This is a genomic window from Cellulomonas sp. IC4_254 (genome assembly GCF_011603975.1).
Classification (GTDB): Bacteria; Actinomycetota; Actinomycetes; order Actinomycetales; family Cellulomonadaceae; genus Cellulomonas.
Genome location: NZ_JAANNB010000078.1, coordinates 1 through 16,058, shown reverse-complemented (window position 1 = coordinate 16,058; position 16,058 = coordinate 1). Strand labels below are relative to the sequence as shown.

Below are 16,058 nucleotides of genomic sequence, written 5' to 3'. Positions count from 1 at the left end.
GCTCTGCCGCTGCGGGGCGCCGGCCCCGGTCGCCACCGCGCCCGTCGCCCCGCAGCGGCAGAGCGAGCCCGAGTCGGCCACCGGCATGCTCGCCCTGGCGCAGAAGCTGCACGACGACTACGTCCGCAGCGGCCAGGAGGAGGGCGACCGCATCGTCAACGAGGCGAAGGGCCAGGCCCAGCGCATCGTCCGCGAGGCGGAGGAGACGTCGGCCCGCACGCTGTCCGAGCTGGAGCAGGAGCGGTCGATCCTCGAGCGGAAGATCGACGAGCTGCGCGTCTTCGAGCGGGACTACCGCACGCGTCTCAAGAGCTACCTCGAGAACCTGCTGGGCGACCTCGACAACCGGGCCAGCGCGCTGCCGCAGCGCGGGGCCCAGGGCGCGACCCCGTCCGTCTGACGGATCGCACGCTCGTCACCCACGACACACCACGCCCGACCTCGGGCGTGGTGTGTTGTGCGTCCAGGTGGCCTGCGACTAGTCTCTGCGGACTCATCTGAGGAAAGAGGACCCGACGTGGCCATCAACGACTCGCTCGACGCGCCTGCTGCCCGCCCGCTGCCCGACCTGACGGACGCGGCCACCCGGTTCCCGGTCCGCGCCGGCGAGGACCCCTGGACCGAGCAGGAGGTGCGGGAGGTCGCCACGGAGCTGATCAGCGAGATCGACCGCCTGACCGCCGAGCTCGCGGCCGCCGACGAGGAGCTGTCGAACCTCCTGCGGAACTCGGGCGACGGCGCGGGCGACGACCAGGCCGACTCCGGCTCGAGCGCGCTGGAGCGGGAGCACGAGCTCACGCTGGTGAACAACACCCGGGACATGCTGGAGCAGACCACGCGCGCCCTGGCCCGCATCGACGCCGGCACGTTCGGGCGCTGCGACTCCTGCGGCGAGGCGATCGGCAAGGCGCGGGTGCAGGCGTTCCCGCGCGCGACGCTCTGCGTGTCCTGCAAGCAGCGCGAGGAGCGCCGCTGACCACCACGCGGACGACCGCGTGACGACGGCCCCCCGGCGCGTGCCGGGGGGCCGTCGTGCGTCCGCGGGATCCACGCGCCCGTAGACTCCTGCGCGATGTCCGCCACCTCCGGCCCCGCGGCCGACGACGCGCGCAGCGACGCCGCGTCCGCCGCGCCCGTGCCGCCCGCGCCCGAGCCCGCCGCGACCGAGGCCGTCGCGCCCGCGCCCCCCGTCGCGCCCGCGCGCCGCCGGCGCCTCGTCGCCACCCTCGTCGCGCTCGCCGCCGTCACGCTGGTGCTCGACCAGGCGACCAAGGCCTGGGCGCTGGCCGGCCTGGACGAGGGCGTGCGCCACCCGGTCCTCGGCGACCTGCTCGGCCTGCAGCTGCTGTTCAACCCGGGCGCCGCGCTCGGGCTGGCGACCGGCACCACCTGGCTGCTGACGGTCGTGGCCATCACGGTCGTGGTGGTGATCATCCGGGTGTCCCGGCGGCTCGGCTCGACGGGCTGGACCGTCGCCCTGGGCCTGCTGCTCGGCGGCGCGCTGGGCAACCTCGTCGACCGGCTGATCCGCGAGCCGGGCGTGTTCATGGGGCACGTGGTCGACTTCATCGCCTACGGCGACCTGTTCGTCGGCAACGTCGCGGACATCGCGATCGTCGCCGCGGCCGGCCTGCTCATGCTGCTGTCGCTGATGGGCGTGCGGCTGGACGGGACGCGCGAGCGGCGCGAGGACCCGGCGGCCGACGCCGCGGCCCCGGCCGGGACCGCCGAGGACGGCCGCCGCGATGGCTGACGTCCGCACCCTGCCCGTGCCCGACGCCCTCGCGGGCGAGCGGGTCGACGCCGCGCTGTCCCGGATGCTCGGCCTGTCCCGCACCCGCGCCGCGGAGCTCGCCGAGGGCGGCTACGTGCGCGTCGACGGCGTCGCGGTCGGCAAGTCGGCGCGGCTGCCCGGCGACGCGTGGCTCGAGGTCGAGCTGCCCGCGGTCGCCGAGGTGTCGAGCGCCCCGACCGAGGACGACGTGCCCGCACTGCGGGTGGCTTACGAGGACGACGACGTGGTGGTGGTCGACAAGCCGGTGGGCGTGGCCGCGCACCCGTCGCCGGGCTGGACGGGCCCGACCGTCGTCGGCGTGCTGGCGGCCCGGGGCTACCGGATCTCCACCTCGGGGGCCGCGGAGCGCCAGGGGGTCGTGCACCGGCTCGACGTCGGCACCTCGGGGCTCATGGTCGTCGCCAAGAGCGAGCACGCCTACTCGGTGCTCAAGCGGGCCTTCAAGGAGCGGACGGTCGACAAGGTCTACCACGCGCTGGCCCAGGGCCATCCGGAGCCGACCACGGGCACGATCGACGCCCCGATCGGCCGGCACCCCAGCCAGGACTGGAAGTTCGCGGTGACCGCCGACGGCAAGCCCTCGGTGACGCACTACGAGGTGCTGGAGATGCTGCCCGCGGCGTCGCTGTGCGAGGTGCACCTGGAGACCGGCCGCACCCACCAGATCCGGGTGCACTTCTCCGCGCTGCGGCACCCGCTGGTCGGCGACCTCACCTACGGCGCCGACCCGGCCCTGGCCCAGCGCGTCGGGCTGTCCCGGCAGTGGCTGCACGCCATGCGGCTCGGCTTCGCGCACCCCGCGGACGGGCGGTGGCTCGAGGTCACCAGCGAGTACTCCGAGGACCTCGCGCACGCCCTGGAGACGCTGCGCGAGGGCTACCGCTGACGCACCTCCTGTGACGTCCGCCGCGGGTGCGGCGGGGTTGGCCGGGGCTGTCGGAGCCGCGACCTAGGATGGCTCGCATGGCATCAGGTGGCAGCAACGGGTCCGACTTCGTCCACCTGCACGTCCACTCCGAGTACTCGATGCTGGACGGCGCGGCGCGGGTCGGGGAGATGCTCGCGGAGGCCCAGCGGCTGGGCCAGACCGCGATGGCGATCACCGACCACGGGTACCTGTTCGGCGCGTTCGACTTCTACTCCCAGGCCCGCAAGCTCGGCATCAAGCCGATCATCGGCGTCGAGGCGTACGTCACCCCGGGCACCAGCCGGTTCGACCAGACGCGCGTCCGCTGGGGCGAGGCGCATCAGGCGGCGGACGACGTCTCCGCGCGCGGCGCCTACACGCACATGACGCTGCTCTCGCGGACCACCGAGGGCATGCACAACCTGTTCCGGATGGGCTCGCTGGCGTCCCTCGACGGCCAGATGGGCAAGTGGCCGCGCATGGACCGCGAGCTGCTGCAGACGTACTCCGAGGGCCTGATCGCGACGTCCGGCTGCCCGTCCAGCGAGGTGCAGACCCGGCTCCGGCTGGGCCACTGGGACGAGGCCGTCCGCGCGGCGGGCGAGCTGCAGGACATCTTCGGCAAGGAGAACTTCTTCGTCGAGGTGATGGACCACGGGCTCGAGATCGAGCGCCGGACCATCAAGGACCTGATCCGGCTCGCGGAGCAGATCGGCGCGCCCCTCGTGGCCACCAACGACCTGCACTACACGACCAAGGACGACGCGCACGCGCACGAGGTGCTGCTCGCGGTGCAGTCCGGGTCGACGCTCGACGAGCCGACGTACGACCAGGGCGGCTCCCGGTTCGCCTTCGGCGGCGACGGCTACTACGTCAAGTCCGCGGCGGAGATGCGCCGCACCTGGGCCGAGCTGCCCGAGGCGGTCGACAACACCGTGCTCATCGCGGAGCGGTGCGACGTCGAGTTCCCGACCGGCGCCAACTACATGCCGCGGTTCCCGGTGCCGGACGGCGAGGACGAGAACTCCTGGTTCGTCAAGGAGGTCGAGCGCGGCCTCATGCGGCGCTACCACGGGCACATCCCGGACGACGTCCGCAAGCAGGCCGAGTACGAGACCGGCGTCATCGTCCAGCTCGGGTTCTCCGGCTACTTCCTCGTGGTCGCCGACTTCATCCAGTGGGCCAAGGACCAGGGCATCCGCGTCGGGCCGGGCCGTGGCTCCGCCGCCGGCTCGATGGCGTCCTACGCCATGGGCATCACGGAGCTCGACCCGCTGCGGCACGGGCTCATCTTCGAGCGGTTCCTCAACCCCGAGCGCGTCTCCTGGCCCGACGTCGACGTCGACTTCGACGAGCGCCGGCGCGGCGAGGTCATCCGGTACGTCACCGAGAAGTACGGCGACGACCGGGTCGCGCAGATCGTCACCTACGGCACCATCAAGGCCAAGCAGGCGCTCAAGGACTCCTCGCGCGTGCTCGGCATGCCGTTCGCGATGGGGGAGAAGCTCACCAAGGCGATGCCGCCCGCGGTGATGGGCAAGGACATCCCGCTGTCGGGCATGTACGACCCCGAGCACCCGCGGTACGCCGAGGCCGAGGAGTTCCGCCAGGTCGTCGCCGCCGACCCGGAGGCGCAGCGCGTCCTGGAGACCGCGCGCGGCCTGGAGAACCTCAAGCGCCAGTGGGGCGTGCACGCCGCCGGCGTCATCATGTCCAGCGAGCCGCTGATCGACATCATCCCGATCATGAAGCGGCCGCAGGACGGCGCGGTCATCACGCAGTTCGACTACCCGACGTCCGAGGGCCTCGGCCTGATCAAGATGGACTTCCTCGGGCTGCGGAACCTGACGATCCTCGACGACGCGCTGCGCAACATCGTCATGAACGGCAAGCCGCAGATCGAGCTCGACGACATCGAGCTCGACGACAAGGCCACGTACGAGCTGCTCGGCCGGGGCGACACCCTCGGCGTGTTCCAGCTCGACGGCGGCCCGATGCGGTCCCTGCTGCGCCAGATGCGCCCCGACAACTTCGAGGACATCTCCGCGGTCATCGCCCTGTACCGGCCGGGTCCGATGGGCATGAACTCGCACACGAACTACGCGCTGCGCAAGAACGGCCTGCAGCCGAACACGCCCATCCACCCGGAGCTCGAGGAGCCCCTGGCGGAGGTGCTCGACGGCACCTACGGCCTCATCGTGTACCAGGAGCAGGTGCAGAAGGCCGCGCAGGTGCTCGCCGGCTACTCGCTCGGCCAGGCCGACCTGCTCCGCCGCGCGATGGGCAAGAAGAAGAAGGAGATCCTCGACAAGGAGTTCGTGCCCTTCGAGGCGGGCATGAAGGAGCGGGGCTACTCCACCGCGGCGATCAAGGCCGTGTGGGACACACTGGTCCCGTTCGCCGGGTACGCGTTCAACAAGGCGCACTCCGCCGGGTACGGCGTGGTCTCCTACTGGACCGCGTTCCTCAAGGCCAACTACCCGACCGAGTACATGGCGGGCCTGCTGACCTCGGTCGGCGACGACAAGGACAAGTCCGCGCTGTACCTCGGCGAGTGCCGCCGCATGGGCATCACCGTGCTGCCGCCGGACGTGAACTCCTCGTCCGCGCTGTTCACCGCCGTCGGCGACGACATCCGGTTCGGCCTCACGGCCGTCCGCAACGTCGGCGCCAACGTCGTCGAGGCGATCGTGCGCACCCGCGAGGAGAAGGGCGACTTCACGTCGTTCACCGACTTCCTCGACAAGGTGCCGGCCGTCGTCTGCAACAAGCGGACCATCGAGTCGCTGATCAAGGCCGGGGCGTTCGACTCGCTCGGCCACGCCCGTCGCGCGCTGCTGCTGGTGCACGAGCAGGCCGTCGAGTCGGTCATCGGCGTCAAGCGCAAGGAGGCCGAGGGGCAGTTCGACCTGTTCGCCGACCTCGGCACCGACGACGGCCCCGGGTTCTCCGTGCAGGTCCCCGACGTGCCGGACTGGGACAAGAAGCAGCGGCTGCAGTTCGAGCGCGAGATGCTCGGCCTCTACGTCTCCGACCACCCGCTGTCCGGCCTGGAGCACGTGCTGTCGGCGGCCGCCGACGTGTCCATCGCGACGCTCAACGCCGACGAGGCGCGCCCGGACGGCTCGACCGTGGTCGTGGCCGGCCTCGTGACGTCGCTGCAGCGCAAGATGTCCAAGCAGGGCAACCCGTGGGCCGCCGTCACGCTGGAGGACATGGAGGGGTCCGTCGAGATCATGTTCTTCGGCGAGACCTACCTCGCCTACTCCACCGTGCTCGCGGAGGACGCCGTCATCGTGGTGCGCGGCCGGGTGCGCCGCCGGGACGACGCCATGCAGCTGCAGGCGATGGAGGTGTCGCTGCCCGACCTGTCGGCCGTCGCGGACGCCCCGGTCGTGGTGACGCTGTCGGAGGCCCGGCTGACGCCGCCGGTGGTGGACCGGCTGCTCGAGGTGATGAAGACGCACCCCGGCATGACCGAGCTGCACCTGCGGGTCGCGAAGGCCAACGGCCGCCGGGCGCTGGTGGTCCCGAGCGACGGGTGGCGGGTCGAGCGGTCCCCGGCCCTCTACGGCGACCTCAAGGCGCTGCTCGGACCGGGCTGCCTGCAGTCGGCGACGCCGGTCGGGGTCTGACGGAGCGCGCGGGGTCGGGGCGCGCGGCGGCCCGGCCCCGGCCGCGCGCGCGGACGGAGCGGGGTCAGCCGACCTCGGCCGTGTTCGAGCCGCGCGGGTCGTCGACCTCCACCACGTCGCCCTTGCGGAGCTGGCGGCCGCGGCGGCTCTCGGGCTCGCCGTTGACCTTCACCTCGCCCTCGTCCAGCAGCGTCCGCGCGTCGGCGCCCGAGTCGGCCAGGCCGGCCAGCTTGAGGAACTGCCCGAGGCGGATGGAGTCGTCGGAGATCGGCACGATGGTCACCGGGCCATCCTGCCAGGGGTGGCCGCGCGCGCTGCCCGGCCGCCCACGCGAATAGACTCGGGGGCGTGATCTCCCGCATCGACCTGCGTGGTCGCACCCTGTCCCGCCGCGAGCTGCTCGAGACGCTGCCGCGCCCCGAGCTGGACGTCGAGTCCGCCGCCGCGGCCGTCGAGCCGATCCTCGCGGACGTCCGCGCCCGCGGCGCCGCCGCCCTGCGCGACCTCGCCGAGCGGTTCGACGGCGTGCGCCCCGAGCACCTGCGGGTGCCGGCCGACGTGATCGCCGCCGCGGTGGACGTCCTGGACCCGGCCGTGCGCGCGGCGCTGGAGGAGACCATCCGCCGGGTGCGGCAGGTGCACGCCGCGCAGCGGCCCGCCGACCACACGGTGCAGGTCGCCCCGGGCGCGCAGGTGCGGCAGCGGTGGATCCCGGTGCGCCGGGTCGGCCTGTACGTCCCGGGCGGCCTGGCGGTCTACCCGTCGTCGGTCATCATGAACGTCGTCGCGGCCCAGGAGGCGGGCGTCGGCTCGCTCGCCGTGACCTCGCCGCCGCAGAAGGGCAACGGCGGGCTCCCGGACCCGGTGGTGCTGGCGACCTGCGCCCTCCTCGGCGTCGACGAGGTGTACGCCGTCGGCGGCGCACAGGCGATCGGCATGCTGGCCTACGGCGCGGTGGGCTCGGAGCCGTCCGACGGTGACACGCTCTGCGAGCCGGTCGACGTCATCACCGGCCCGGGCAACGTCTACGTCGCCGCGGCCAAGCGCCTCGTGCGCGGTGCGGTCGGTATCGACGCGGAGGCCGGCCCCACCGAGATCGCGGTGCTCGCCGACGGCACGGCCGACGCCGACCACGTCGCGGCCGACCTGGTGTCCCAGGCCGAGCACGACCCGCTGGCGGCGTCCGTGCTGGTCACCACGTCGATCGAGCTGGCCGGCGCCGTCGAGTCCAAGCTCGTGCACCGCGTCCAGCTGACCCGGCACGCCGAGCGCGTCGCCCAGGCGCTGTCGGGGCCGCAGTCGGCGATCGTGCTGGTCGACGACCTGGACGCCGGCCTCGCGGTGGTCAACGCCTACGGCGCGGAGCACCTGGAGATCCAGACCGCCGACGCCGCCGCGGTCGCGGAGCGCGTGACCAGCGCGGGGGCGATCTTCGTCGGGGCGTACTCCCCGGTCTCGCTCGGCGACTACATGGCCGGGTCGAACCACGTGCTGCCCACCGGCGGCTGCGCGCACTTCTCGTCCGGGCTCGGTGTGCACTCGTTCGTGCGCGCGGTGCAGGTCGTGGAGTACGACGCGGACGCGCTGCGGGTGGTCGCCGACCGGATCGTGGCGCTGGCCGACGCCGAGGGGCTGCCCGCGCACGGCGAGGCGGTCCGCGCGCGGTTCTGACCGGTCCGGCGCCGGAACGCCCGCGCGGGCGGCGCGTGCTCGGCTAAGGTCGCGGCATGCGCGCGCGGACGGACCTGGTCGGACTCGCGGCCGCGGTGCTCCTGGTGAGCGCGCTGGCCGGCTGCGACGGCGGGACGGACGCGGTGCCCGACGCGACCGCGAGCACCGCGGCGGTCGCCTCGCCGACGTCGCAGCCCGACACGGTGACCGCGGGCGAGGGGACGCCGACCGCGACCGCCGACCCGGAGGCTGCTCCGGAGGCCGAGCCGACGCCGGGCCAGCCGTGCGAGCCGGGCTCCCACCCGGACTGCTCGGACGCGACCGGCACCGAGGGCGAGCCGTACCGGATCATCGCCGGGTACGCCGACTGCCTCGCGCTGCACGGGCCGGACGAGGCGTACGGCCTGTGCACCGACCTCGACGGCGACTTCCAGGCCGGCTACGCCGACGCCGGCTGACCGGGGGCTCAGCCCACGCCGAGCACGAACGGCAGCACCGCGGCCGCGCCGGCCTGCCGGAGCAGCCGCGCCGCGACCGTGAGCGTCCACCCCGAGTCGGTGCGGTCGTCCACCAGCAGCACCGCCCGCCCGGGGAGCCCGGCCGCCGCCGCGGGCGCGAGGTCGAGCTCCAGCCGGCGGGCGACGGCGGCGAGCCGGTGCGCCGAGTTCACGTCGTGCCGGGTCGGCGGGCTGTCCGGCCGGGGCGCGACGGCGCCGACCAGCGGCACGCCGAGGTGCCGGGCCACGCCCGCCGCGAGGTGCTCCACGAGGGTCGGCCGGGTCGTCGACCGGATCAGCACGACGCCCTCGGGCCGGTGCTCCGGGCGCCACGCGTCCAGCGTCGCGAGCACCGGGTCCCGCAGCGCCATCGGCAGGCCCGCCGACGGGTCCGCCTCGCCGCCGAACAGGTCGCGGAGCAGGCCGCCCCAGCCCACCGAGTCGAGCCGCGCGACGGCGCGCCCGGGCTCGGCGCTCTCCTCCACCGGGATGCGTCCGCGCAGGTCGAGGCCCAGCGTCGCCATGCCGGTCGGCCACTGCCGGCGCGCGTCGACGGGGACGCCGGCGGCGGTGAGCAGCGCCTGCGCGCCGGCGACGTGCTCGGCGTCCGGGTCGACGCCCACCGCCGCGCCCGTGCACCGGTCGCACCGCCCGCACCGCCAGGCCTCGCCGTCCGGGCCCGCCAGCTCCGGGTCGTCCAGCGCGCGCCGCAGGTGCGCCATCCGGCAGCCCTCGGTGGTCACGTAGTCGACCATGAGCTGCTGCTCGGCCTTCCGGGTCGCGGTGACCCGGTCGTACCGCTCGGCGTCGTAGGACCACGGCTCGCCGGTCGCCTCCCAACCGCCACGCACCCGGCGCACGGCACCGTCGACGTCGAGCACCTTGAGCATCTGCTCCAGCCGGGACCGGCGCAGCGACACGTGCGTCTCCAGCGCCGCGGTGGACAGCGTGCCGCCCTCGCGCAGCGCCCGGAGCGCGGCCCGCACGTCGTCCTCCGGCGGGAACGCCGTCGAGGCGAACCACTCCCAGATCGCGCGGTCCTCCCGGCCGGGCAGCAGCACCGCGGTCGCGCGGCCGCCGACCGCCTCGGCGGCGCGGCCCGCGCGGCCGACCTGCTGGTAGTAGGCGATGGGGGAGGACGGCGCCCCGACGTGGATCACGTAGCCGAGGTCGGGCTTGTCGAAGCCCATGCCGAGCGCGGACGTCGCCACCAGCGCCTTGACCCGGTTCGCGAGCAGGTCGGCCTCGGCCACCTCGCGCTCGGCCGGGTCGGTCTGACCGGTGTACGTCCGGACGTCGAGGCCGGCGGCGCGCAGGTGCTCGGTGACCTGCTGCGCGGCGGCGATCGTCAGGCAGTAGATGATCCCGGAGCCCTCGAACGCGGGCAGGTTCTGCGCGAGCCAGGCGAGCTGCGCGGCGGTGTCGGGCAGCCGGACCACCGACAGGTCGAGGCTGGACCGGTCGAGCGGGCCGCGCAGCACCAGGACGTCGTCCCGCACCGCGGTGCCGAGCTGCTCGGCCACGTCGGCGGTCACGCGCGCGTTCGCGGTGGCGGTCGTGGCCAGCACCGGGATGCCGTCCGGCAGCTCGCCCAGCAGCGTGCGGATCCGCCGGTAGTCCGGGCGGAAGTCGTGGCCCCAGTCGGAGATGCAGTGCGCCTCGTCGATCACGACCAGCCCGGCGTCCGCGGCCAGGCGCGGCAGCACCTCGTCGCGGAACTGCGGGTGGGTCAGGCGCTCGGGGGAGACGAGCAGCACGTCCACGTCGCCCGCGGCGATCTGCGCGTGCACGTCGTCCCACTCGGTGACGTTGGCCGAGTTGAGCGTCGCCGCCTGCACACCCGCCCGCTGGGCGGACGCCACCTGGTTGCGCATGAGCGCGAGCAGCGGGGACACCAGCACCGTCGGCCCGGCCCCGCGCGCGCGCAGCAGGGCCGTCGCGACGAAGTACACCGCCGACTTGCCCCACCCCGTGCGCTGCACCACCAGCGCGCGCCGGTGGTCGCTGACGAGCGCGTCGATCGCCCGCCACTGGTCGTCCCGCAGCCGCGCGTCGTCCCGGCCGACGAGCCGGCGCAGGACGGCCTCGGCCTCCTCGCGCAGGGCGGCGCGCTCGGCCGCGTCGGGTCCGGTCGGGGCGTTCTGGTCCACGGAAGTCATCGCCCCCGACCCTAGCCACCGGCGCCGACAGGGCGCGGCCTGTGACCCCGGCCTGTGGACGACCGCCGTCCCGGTGCCGCGGCGCGGATACGATCGCCCGGTGACCGCACCCGACACCGCCCCCCAGGCTGCCGCGGCCGCGCGGACCGTGCTGCCGGTGCGCCCCGAGCTGGCCGGCGAGGTGCCCTACGGCGCCCCGCAGCTCGACGTGCCGGTGCTGCTCAACGTCAACGAGAACCCGTACCCGCCGTCGCCGCAGGTCGTCGCCGACATCGCCGCCGCGGTCGCCGAGGCGGCGCACGGGCTGAACCGGTACCCGGACCGGGAGTTCCTCGGCCTGCGCGGCGACCTGGCCGACTACCTGGCCGTCGAGTCGGGCGTGCGCGTCGCGCCGGAGCAGGTCTGGGCGGCCAACGGGTCGAACGAGGTCATGCTGCACCTGCTGCAGGCGTTCGGCGGCCCCGGCCGGACCGCGCTGTCGTTCGCGCCGACGTACTCCATGTACCCGGAGTACGCGCGGGACACGCACACCCGCTGGGTCGCCGGTCGCCGCACCGAGCAGTTCGACGTGGACCCGGTCGAGGCCGCCGCGCTGATCGCCCGCGAGACGCCGTCCGTCGTGCTGCTCACCAGCCCGAACAACCCGACCGGCACCGCGCTGGAGCTCGGCACCGTGCGGGCGGTGCTCGCCGCGGCGGCCGAGGTGCCGGGCGGCTGCGTGGTCGTCGTCGACGAGGCGTACGGGGAGTTCCGCCGGGAGGGCGTCGAGTCGGCGCTCACGCTGCTCGCCGACCACCCCCACCTCGCCGTCAGCCGCACCATGTCGAAGGCGTTCGGACTCGCCGGTGCCCGGGTCGGCTACCTCGCCGCGTCCCGGGAGCTGGTCGACGCGCTGCGCGTGGTCCGGCTGCCGTACCACCTGTCGGCGGTGACCCAGGCGACCGCGCGCGCGGCGCTGCGGCACGCGCCGGAGCTCATGGCCCAGGTCGGCTCGCTGCGGGCCGAGCGCGACCGGCTCGTGCTGGACCTGCGCGACCGCGGCCTGCGCGTGGCGGAGTCCGACGCGAACTTCGTGCTGTTCCAGGTCGGCGAGAACCGGCACGAGGTCTGGCAGGGTCTGCTGGACCGGGGCGTGCTGATCCGCGAGGTCGGCCCGGAAGGATGGCTGCGGGTGTCGGTCGGCACCCCGGAGGAGACCGCGGCGTTCACCGCCGCGCTGTGGGAGGTGCTGGGGATTTGAGCACGACGACCGGCGGGCGCACCGCCCGGGTCGAGCGCACGACGAGCGAGTCCAGCGTCGTCGTCGAGGTCGACCTGGACGGCACGGGGCGCACGGAGATCAGCACCACGGTGCCGTTCTACGACCACATGCTCACCGCGCTGGGCAAGCACTCGCTCATCGACCTCACCGTGCGGGCGACCGGTGACACGCACATCGACGCGCACCACACCGTCGAGGACGTCGCGATCTGCCTCGGCGAGGCGCTGCGCCAGGCCCTCGGCGACAAGCGGGGCATCGCGCGGTTCGGCGACGCCACCGTGCCGCTGGACGAGGCGCTGGCCCAGGCCGTCGTCGACGTGTCTGGGCGGCCGTACCTGGTGCACTCCGGCGAGCCCGAGGGCCAGGAGTACCACCTGATCGGCGGGCACTTCACCGGCTCCCTGACCCGGCACGTGCTGGAGTCGATCGCGCACCACGCCGCGTTCGGCATGCACGTCCGCGTGCTGGCCGGCCGCGACCCGCACCACATCGTCGAGGCGCAGTTCAAGGCGCTGGCCCGCGCGCTGCGGTTCGCGGTGGCGCTGGACCCGCGCGTCGACGGCATCCCGAGCACCAAGGGCGCGCTGTGACCGCGCTGCCGCCGGACGGCCCGGGCCGTCCGGAGGACGACGACCTCGGCTTCGAGATCCCGGACGACCTGTCGGGGCTCGACGGCCTGGACGCGGCGCCCGCCGAGCCCGCGCAGCGGCAGGCCGACGACGCGCCGGCCGTCGAGGTCCCGGACGACCTCGCCGGGCTCGAGGCCGCGGCCGCCGAGCCCGACGAGCCGGTGGTCGCGATCGTGGTCACCCAGGTCGCCGGCGCGAAGCCGCTGGCCGCCGCCTGCTCGCTGGCGGGGGTCGACGTCGACGCCGTGCCGTCGCCGGTCGGGGCGCTCGCGGTCCTGCGGCACACCGCGGACGCTGCCGGCACCGCCGAGGCCGCCGCCGCGATCTCCCGGATGCTCCGCACGTCGCCGGTGATCCTGCTCGACCGGCGTGCCGGCCGGATCGCGGCCAGCCGGTGGTCGGCGGGGGAGAAGGAGGACGACCTCGCGGCCGGCCTCGTGCTGTCCGGCGCGCCCGACCTGCTCGACGACCTGCTGGTGGGCGGCAAGCCCGTCGGTGAGGTCGTCGGTGTGGAGACCAGCGTGGGCATGTCGCGGTGGGCCGCGATGCGCGCGCTGTCCGCCGGGGGCCGACGCCGCAAGGACTGACGCCCACGTCACGTCCCGCGCACCGGACGCGGGACGGCCGGTCCGGCGCGCGCCCGGTAGCCTGGACGGGTGCCCAGCCAGCCTCGTGTCGTCGTCCTGGACTACGGATTCGGGAACGTCCGCTCGGCCGTGCGCGCCCTCGAGCGGGTCGGCGCCCAGGTCGAGCTGACGTCCGACGCGCAGCACGCCGCCGAGGCCGAGGGCCTCGTGGTCCCCGGCGTCGGCGCGTTCGCCGCCGTGATGGCGGGCCTGCGCGGCGTGCGCGGGGAGCAGATCGTCGACCGGCGGCTCGCCGGCGGCCGGCCCGTGCTCGGCATCTGCGTCGGCATGCAGGTCATGTTCGACCGCGGCGACGAGCACGGCGTGGAGACCGATGGTCTCGGCGAGTGGCCCGGCACCGTCGACCGGCTGGAGGCCGAGGTCGTCCCGCACATGGGGTGGTCCACGGTCGACGCGCCGGAGGGCACCCGGCTGTTCTCCGGCATCGAGGACGAGCGGTTCTACTTCGTGCACTCGTACGCCGCCCGGAGCTTCCCGCTGTCCGACCAGGTCGACACCGACCGGCTGACCCCGCCGCTGGTGACGTGGTCCGAGCACGGCGGCCGGTTCGTCGCCGCCGTGGAGAACGGCCCGCTCGCCGCCACGCAGTTCCACCCGGAGAAGTCCGGCGACGCCGGCGCCCAGCTGCTCGAGAACTGGGTCGGCTCGCTCGGCTGACCCGCACCGGGGCGTCGCCGCCCCGGTGCGACCGCGCGCCACCCGCACCACCGCACGCCCCCGAACGAGGAGACCCATGTCCGACCGTCTGCAGCTCCTGCCCGCCGTCGACGTCGCCGACGGCCAGGCCGTCCGCCTCGTCCAGGGCGAGGCCGGCTCGGAGACCTCCTACGGCGACCCGCTCGCCGCCGCGCTCGACTGGCAGGCCGGTGGCGCGGAGTGGATCCACCTGGTCGACCTGGACGCCGCCTTCGGCCGCGGCTCGAACGCCGCGCTGCTCGCCGACGTCGCGCAGGTGCTGTCGGGCAAGGGCGTCAAGGTCGAGCTGTCCGGCGGCATCCGCGACGACGCCTCGCTGGAGCGGGCGCTCGCGACCGGCGCCGCCCGGGTCAACCTCGGCACCGCCGCGCTGGAGGACCCGGACTGGACCGCCGACGCCATCGCCCGGCACGGCGACGCGATCGCCGTCGGCCTGGACGTGCGGGGCACCACGCTCGCCGCCCGCGGCTGGACCCGCGAGGGCGGCGACCTCTGGGAGGTCCTGGCCCGGCTCGACGCCGTCGGCTGCTCCCGGTACGTCGTCACCGACGTGACCAAGGACGGCACCCTGCGCGGCCCGAACGTCGACCTGCTCCGCGAGGTCTGCGCCCGGACCGACGCGCCCGTCGTCGCGTCCGGCGGCATCTCCTCGCTCGACGACCTCCGGGTGCTCCGTGAGCTCGTCCCGGTGGGCGTCGAGGGCGCGATCGTCGGCAAGGCCCTGTACGCGGGCGCGTTCACGCTGCCCGAGGCCCTGGACGTCGCCGGGCGCCCGTGACCGGGCGCGAGCTCCCGCCCACCTCCGCGTTCGCGGGGGACGACGGCAGCGCCGACCCGCGGGTCGCGGCGGCGCTCGCCGCGCTGGGCGACGGCACCGGCACGCTCGCGGGCGTCGTCGAGGCGCTGGCCGGCACCCGCGTGCTCGTGCCGGTGCTCGCGGAGCTCGAGGCCGCGGAGACGGTCGAGGTCGGCGGGCACGCCCACACCGTCGACAAGGAGGCGTCCGCGGGCATCGTCGCCCTCCAGGCCCCCGACGGCCGGACCGCGCTGCCGGTGTTCTCCTCGGTGGCGACCATGGCGGCCTGGCGGCGCGAGGCGCGGCCCGTGCCCACCGACGTGGTGCGGGCGGCGCTGTCCGTGGTGAGCGAGGGCTGGGAGCTCGTCGTCGTCGACCCCGGCGGCCCGGTCACGGCGCTGCTGCCGCGACCCGCCGTCTGGGCGCTGGCGCAGCAGGAGCCCTGGCGGCCCGCGGTGCTGCCGGCCGACCCGGCCGCTGACGGCGCGGCTGACGGGCGGCCCGCCGACGCGGCGGACGGCCGCCTCGTGGACCCCGAGGTGCGGGCGGCGGTCCGCGCCGCGGTCCTCGCGGCGCTGCCCGCCGGTCCCGGTGGGGCCGGAAGCGCGTCCGCGGACGGCGACGCGCGTCCGGGTGGTGCGCCGGAGGCCCGCGCGGGCCGGTCGTGGTTCCGGCGCGCTCGTCCCGAGCCCGCGCCGGCCCCCGTCGCGAGCCCGGTCGTCGACGTGGACGCGGTCCCGGGCGCCCGCGCCGAGGTGGCGGTCGTGCTCACCCTCGTGCCGGGCCTCGACCGCCCGACCCTCGACGGCGTGCTGCGCCGGGTCGGCGAGGCCCTGGCCGCCGACGACACCGTCACCCGACGCGTCGACTCCCTCGAGGTCCGCCTCCGCTGACGCCCGGCCCCCGGCCCCGGCGCCCGGCGCCCGGCGCGCGACCGGCGCCCGGCCCGCGCCGAGCGCACAGGAGACGCGTCGAGTGCCTATCCCGCGGATGGGCACTCGACGCGTCTCATGCGCACTCGCGGGCTCGCACCCCGGGGGCGGGCGGTGGGAGGCCGGCTCAGCGCCAGAGGCCGCGGCGGCGGCGCAGGGCCCAGGCCAGGGCCACCGTCGCCACCGCGCCGACGACCTGCCCGCCCAGGATGATCCGGTTCAGGTCGAGCGCCGGCTGCCACTGCGCGCCGCTCTCGTCGATGACGAACACCCCGAGCGGCTTCACCCGCGTCGCGTAGCCGCCCGCGTCCGCCGCGCCGACGCCGCGGCCCCCGGGGCGGCCGGTGCCGAACGGCCACAGCGGACCGCGCAGGAACGGCAGCCGACCGCCGTGCCCGGGCCCGCCGTGCCAGCCGCCGCGCCCCGGCCCGTG

15 protein-coding genes and 1 pseudogene are annotated in these 16,058 nt (G+C 75.2%); 13 read left to right on the top strand and 3 right to left on the bottom strand.

The genetic code is table 11. The annotated features are described in order from the left end of the window. The 5 genes and pseudogenes from G6556_RS09610 to dnaE form a co-directional block, all read left to right on the top strand. Positions 1–400: pseudogene (locus tag G6556_RS09610) on the top strand (cell division protein DivIVA); the annotation flags it as partial. Between the two features lie 159 nt (positions 401–559). Beyond that, positions 560–976, top strand: a complete 417-nt coding sequence (locus G6556_RS09605) for a TraR/DksA family transcriptional regulator (protein ID WP_205693267.1) — start codon at positions 560–562, stop codon at positions 974–976. A gap of 96 nt (positions 977–1,072) precedes the next feature. After that, complete coding sequence (locus G6556_RS09600) at positions 1,073–1,753, top strand: signal peptidase II (protein WP_166940731.1); 681 nt, start codon at positions 1,073–1,075, stop codon at positions 1,751–1,753. After that, a complete protein-coding gene (locus G6556_RS09595) occupies positions 1,746–2,681 on the top strand; it encodes an RluA family pseudouridine synthase (protein ID WP_166940729.1) in 936 nt (311 codons plus the stop codon). The genes G6556_RS09600 and G6556_RS09595 overlap by 8 nt, the downstream gene beginning before the upstream one ends. Positions 2,682–2,758: 77 nt before the next feature. Then, positions 2,759–6,337, top strand: a complete 3,579-nt coding sequence (gene dnaE, locus G6556_RS09590; protein ID WP_166940727.1) for a DNA polymerase III subunit alpha — start codon at positions 2,759–2,761, stop codon at positions 6,335–6,337. Positions 6,338–6,401: 64 nt separating this feature from the next. Here the strand turns inward: dnaE and G6556_RS09585 are convergent, their stop codons facing one another. Then, on the bottom strand, positions 6,402–6,620 hold the full coding sequence (locus G6556_RS09585) for an RNA-binding S4 domain-containing protein (protein ID WP_166940725.1): 219 nt from the start codon (positions 6,618–6,620) through the stop codon (positions 6,402–6,404). 65 nt (positions 6,621–6,685) lie between these two features. Between G6556_RS09585 and hisD the strand changes: the two genes are divergently transcribed. Both hisD and G6556_RS09575 read left to right on the top strand, forming a co-directional pair. Next, positions 6,686–8,008, top strand: coding sequence for a histidinol dehydrogenase (gene hisD / locus G6556_RS09580; RefSeq protein WP_166940723.1), 1,323 nt, complete (start codon positions 6,686–6,688; stop codon positions 8,006–8,008). 56 nt (positions 8,009–8,064) lie between these two features. After that, positions 8,065–8,466: a hypothetical protein gene (locus G6556_RS09575; protein ID WP_166940721.1), complete on the top strand. Its 402-nt coding sequence runs from the start codon at positions 8,065–8,067 to the stop codon at positions 8,464–8,466. 8 nt (positions 8,467–8,474) lie between these two features. On the opposite strand, the gene G6556_RS09570 is transcribed toward G6556_RS09575, so the two are convergent. Further along, complete coding sequence (locus G6556_RS09570) at positions 8,475–10,664, bottom strand: RecQ family ATP-dependent DNA helicase (RefSeq protein ID WP_166940719.1); 2,190 nt, start codon at positions 10,662–10,664, stop codon at positions 8,475–8,477. A 100-nt stretch (positions 10,665–10,764) separates the two neighbouring features. On the opposite strand from G6556_RS09570, the gene G6556_RS09565 reads away from it, so the two are divergent. The 6 genes from G6556_RS09565 to G6556_RS09540 all read left to right on the top strand — a co-directional run bounded on the left by G6556_RS09565 (position 10,765) and on the right by G6556_RS09540 (position 15,586). Further along, the gene (locus G6556_RS09565) at positions 10,765–11,904 is read left to right on the top strand and encodes a histidinol-phosphate transaminase (RefSeq protein ID WP_166940717.1); all 1,140 of its coding nucleotides are present in this window, start codon (positions 10,765–10,767) and stop codon (positions 11,902–11,904) included. After that, a complete protein-coding gene (gene hisB, locus G6556_RS09560; protein ID WP_166940715.1) occupies positions 11,901–12,515 on the top strand; it encodes an imidazoleglycerol-phosphate dehydratase HisB in 615 nt (204 codons plus the stop codon). The genes G6556_RS09565 and hisB overlap by 4 nt, the downstream gene beginning before the upstream one ends. Then, a complete protein-coding gene (locus tag G6556_RS09555) occupies positions 12,512–13,141 on the top strand; it encodes a hypothetical protein (RefSeq protein ID WP_346774812.1) in 630 nt (209 codons plus the stop codon). The genes hisB and G6556_RS09555 overlap by 4 nt, the downstream gene beginning before the upstream one ends. Positions 13,142–13,210: 69 nt before the next feature. Then, positions 13,211–13,858, top strand: a complete 648-nt coding sequence (hisH, locus tag G6556_RS09550; RefSeq protein WP_166940713.1) for an imidazole glycerol phosphate synthase subunit HisH — start codon at positions 13,211–13,213, stop codon at positions 13,856–13,858. A gap of 76 nt (positions 13,859–13,934) precedes the next feature. After that, a complete protein-coding gene (priA, locus tag G6556_RS09545; protein WP_147793766.1) occupies positions 13,935–14,675 on the top strand; it encodes a bifunctional 1-(5-phosphoribosyl)-5-((5-phosphoribosylamino)methylideneamino)imidazole-4-carboxamide isomerase/phosphoribosylanthranilate isomerase PriA in 741 nt (246 codons plus the stop codon). Further along, entirely contained in the window at positions 14,672–15,586 is a 915-nt protein-coding gene (locus G6556_RS09540; protein ID WP_346774811.1) for an SseB family protein, read from the top strand. Before priA ends, G6556_RS09540 begins: the two co-directional genes overlap by 4 nt. A gap of 166 nt (positions 15,587–15,752) precedes the next feature. Here G6556_RS09540 and G6556_RS09535 read toward each other — a convergent pair. Further along, positions 15,753–16,058, bottom strand: a 306-nt coding sequence (locus G6556_RS09535; RefSeq protein WP_166940711.1) for a hypothetical protein, incomplete at its 5' end; no start/stop codon positions are given.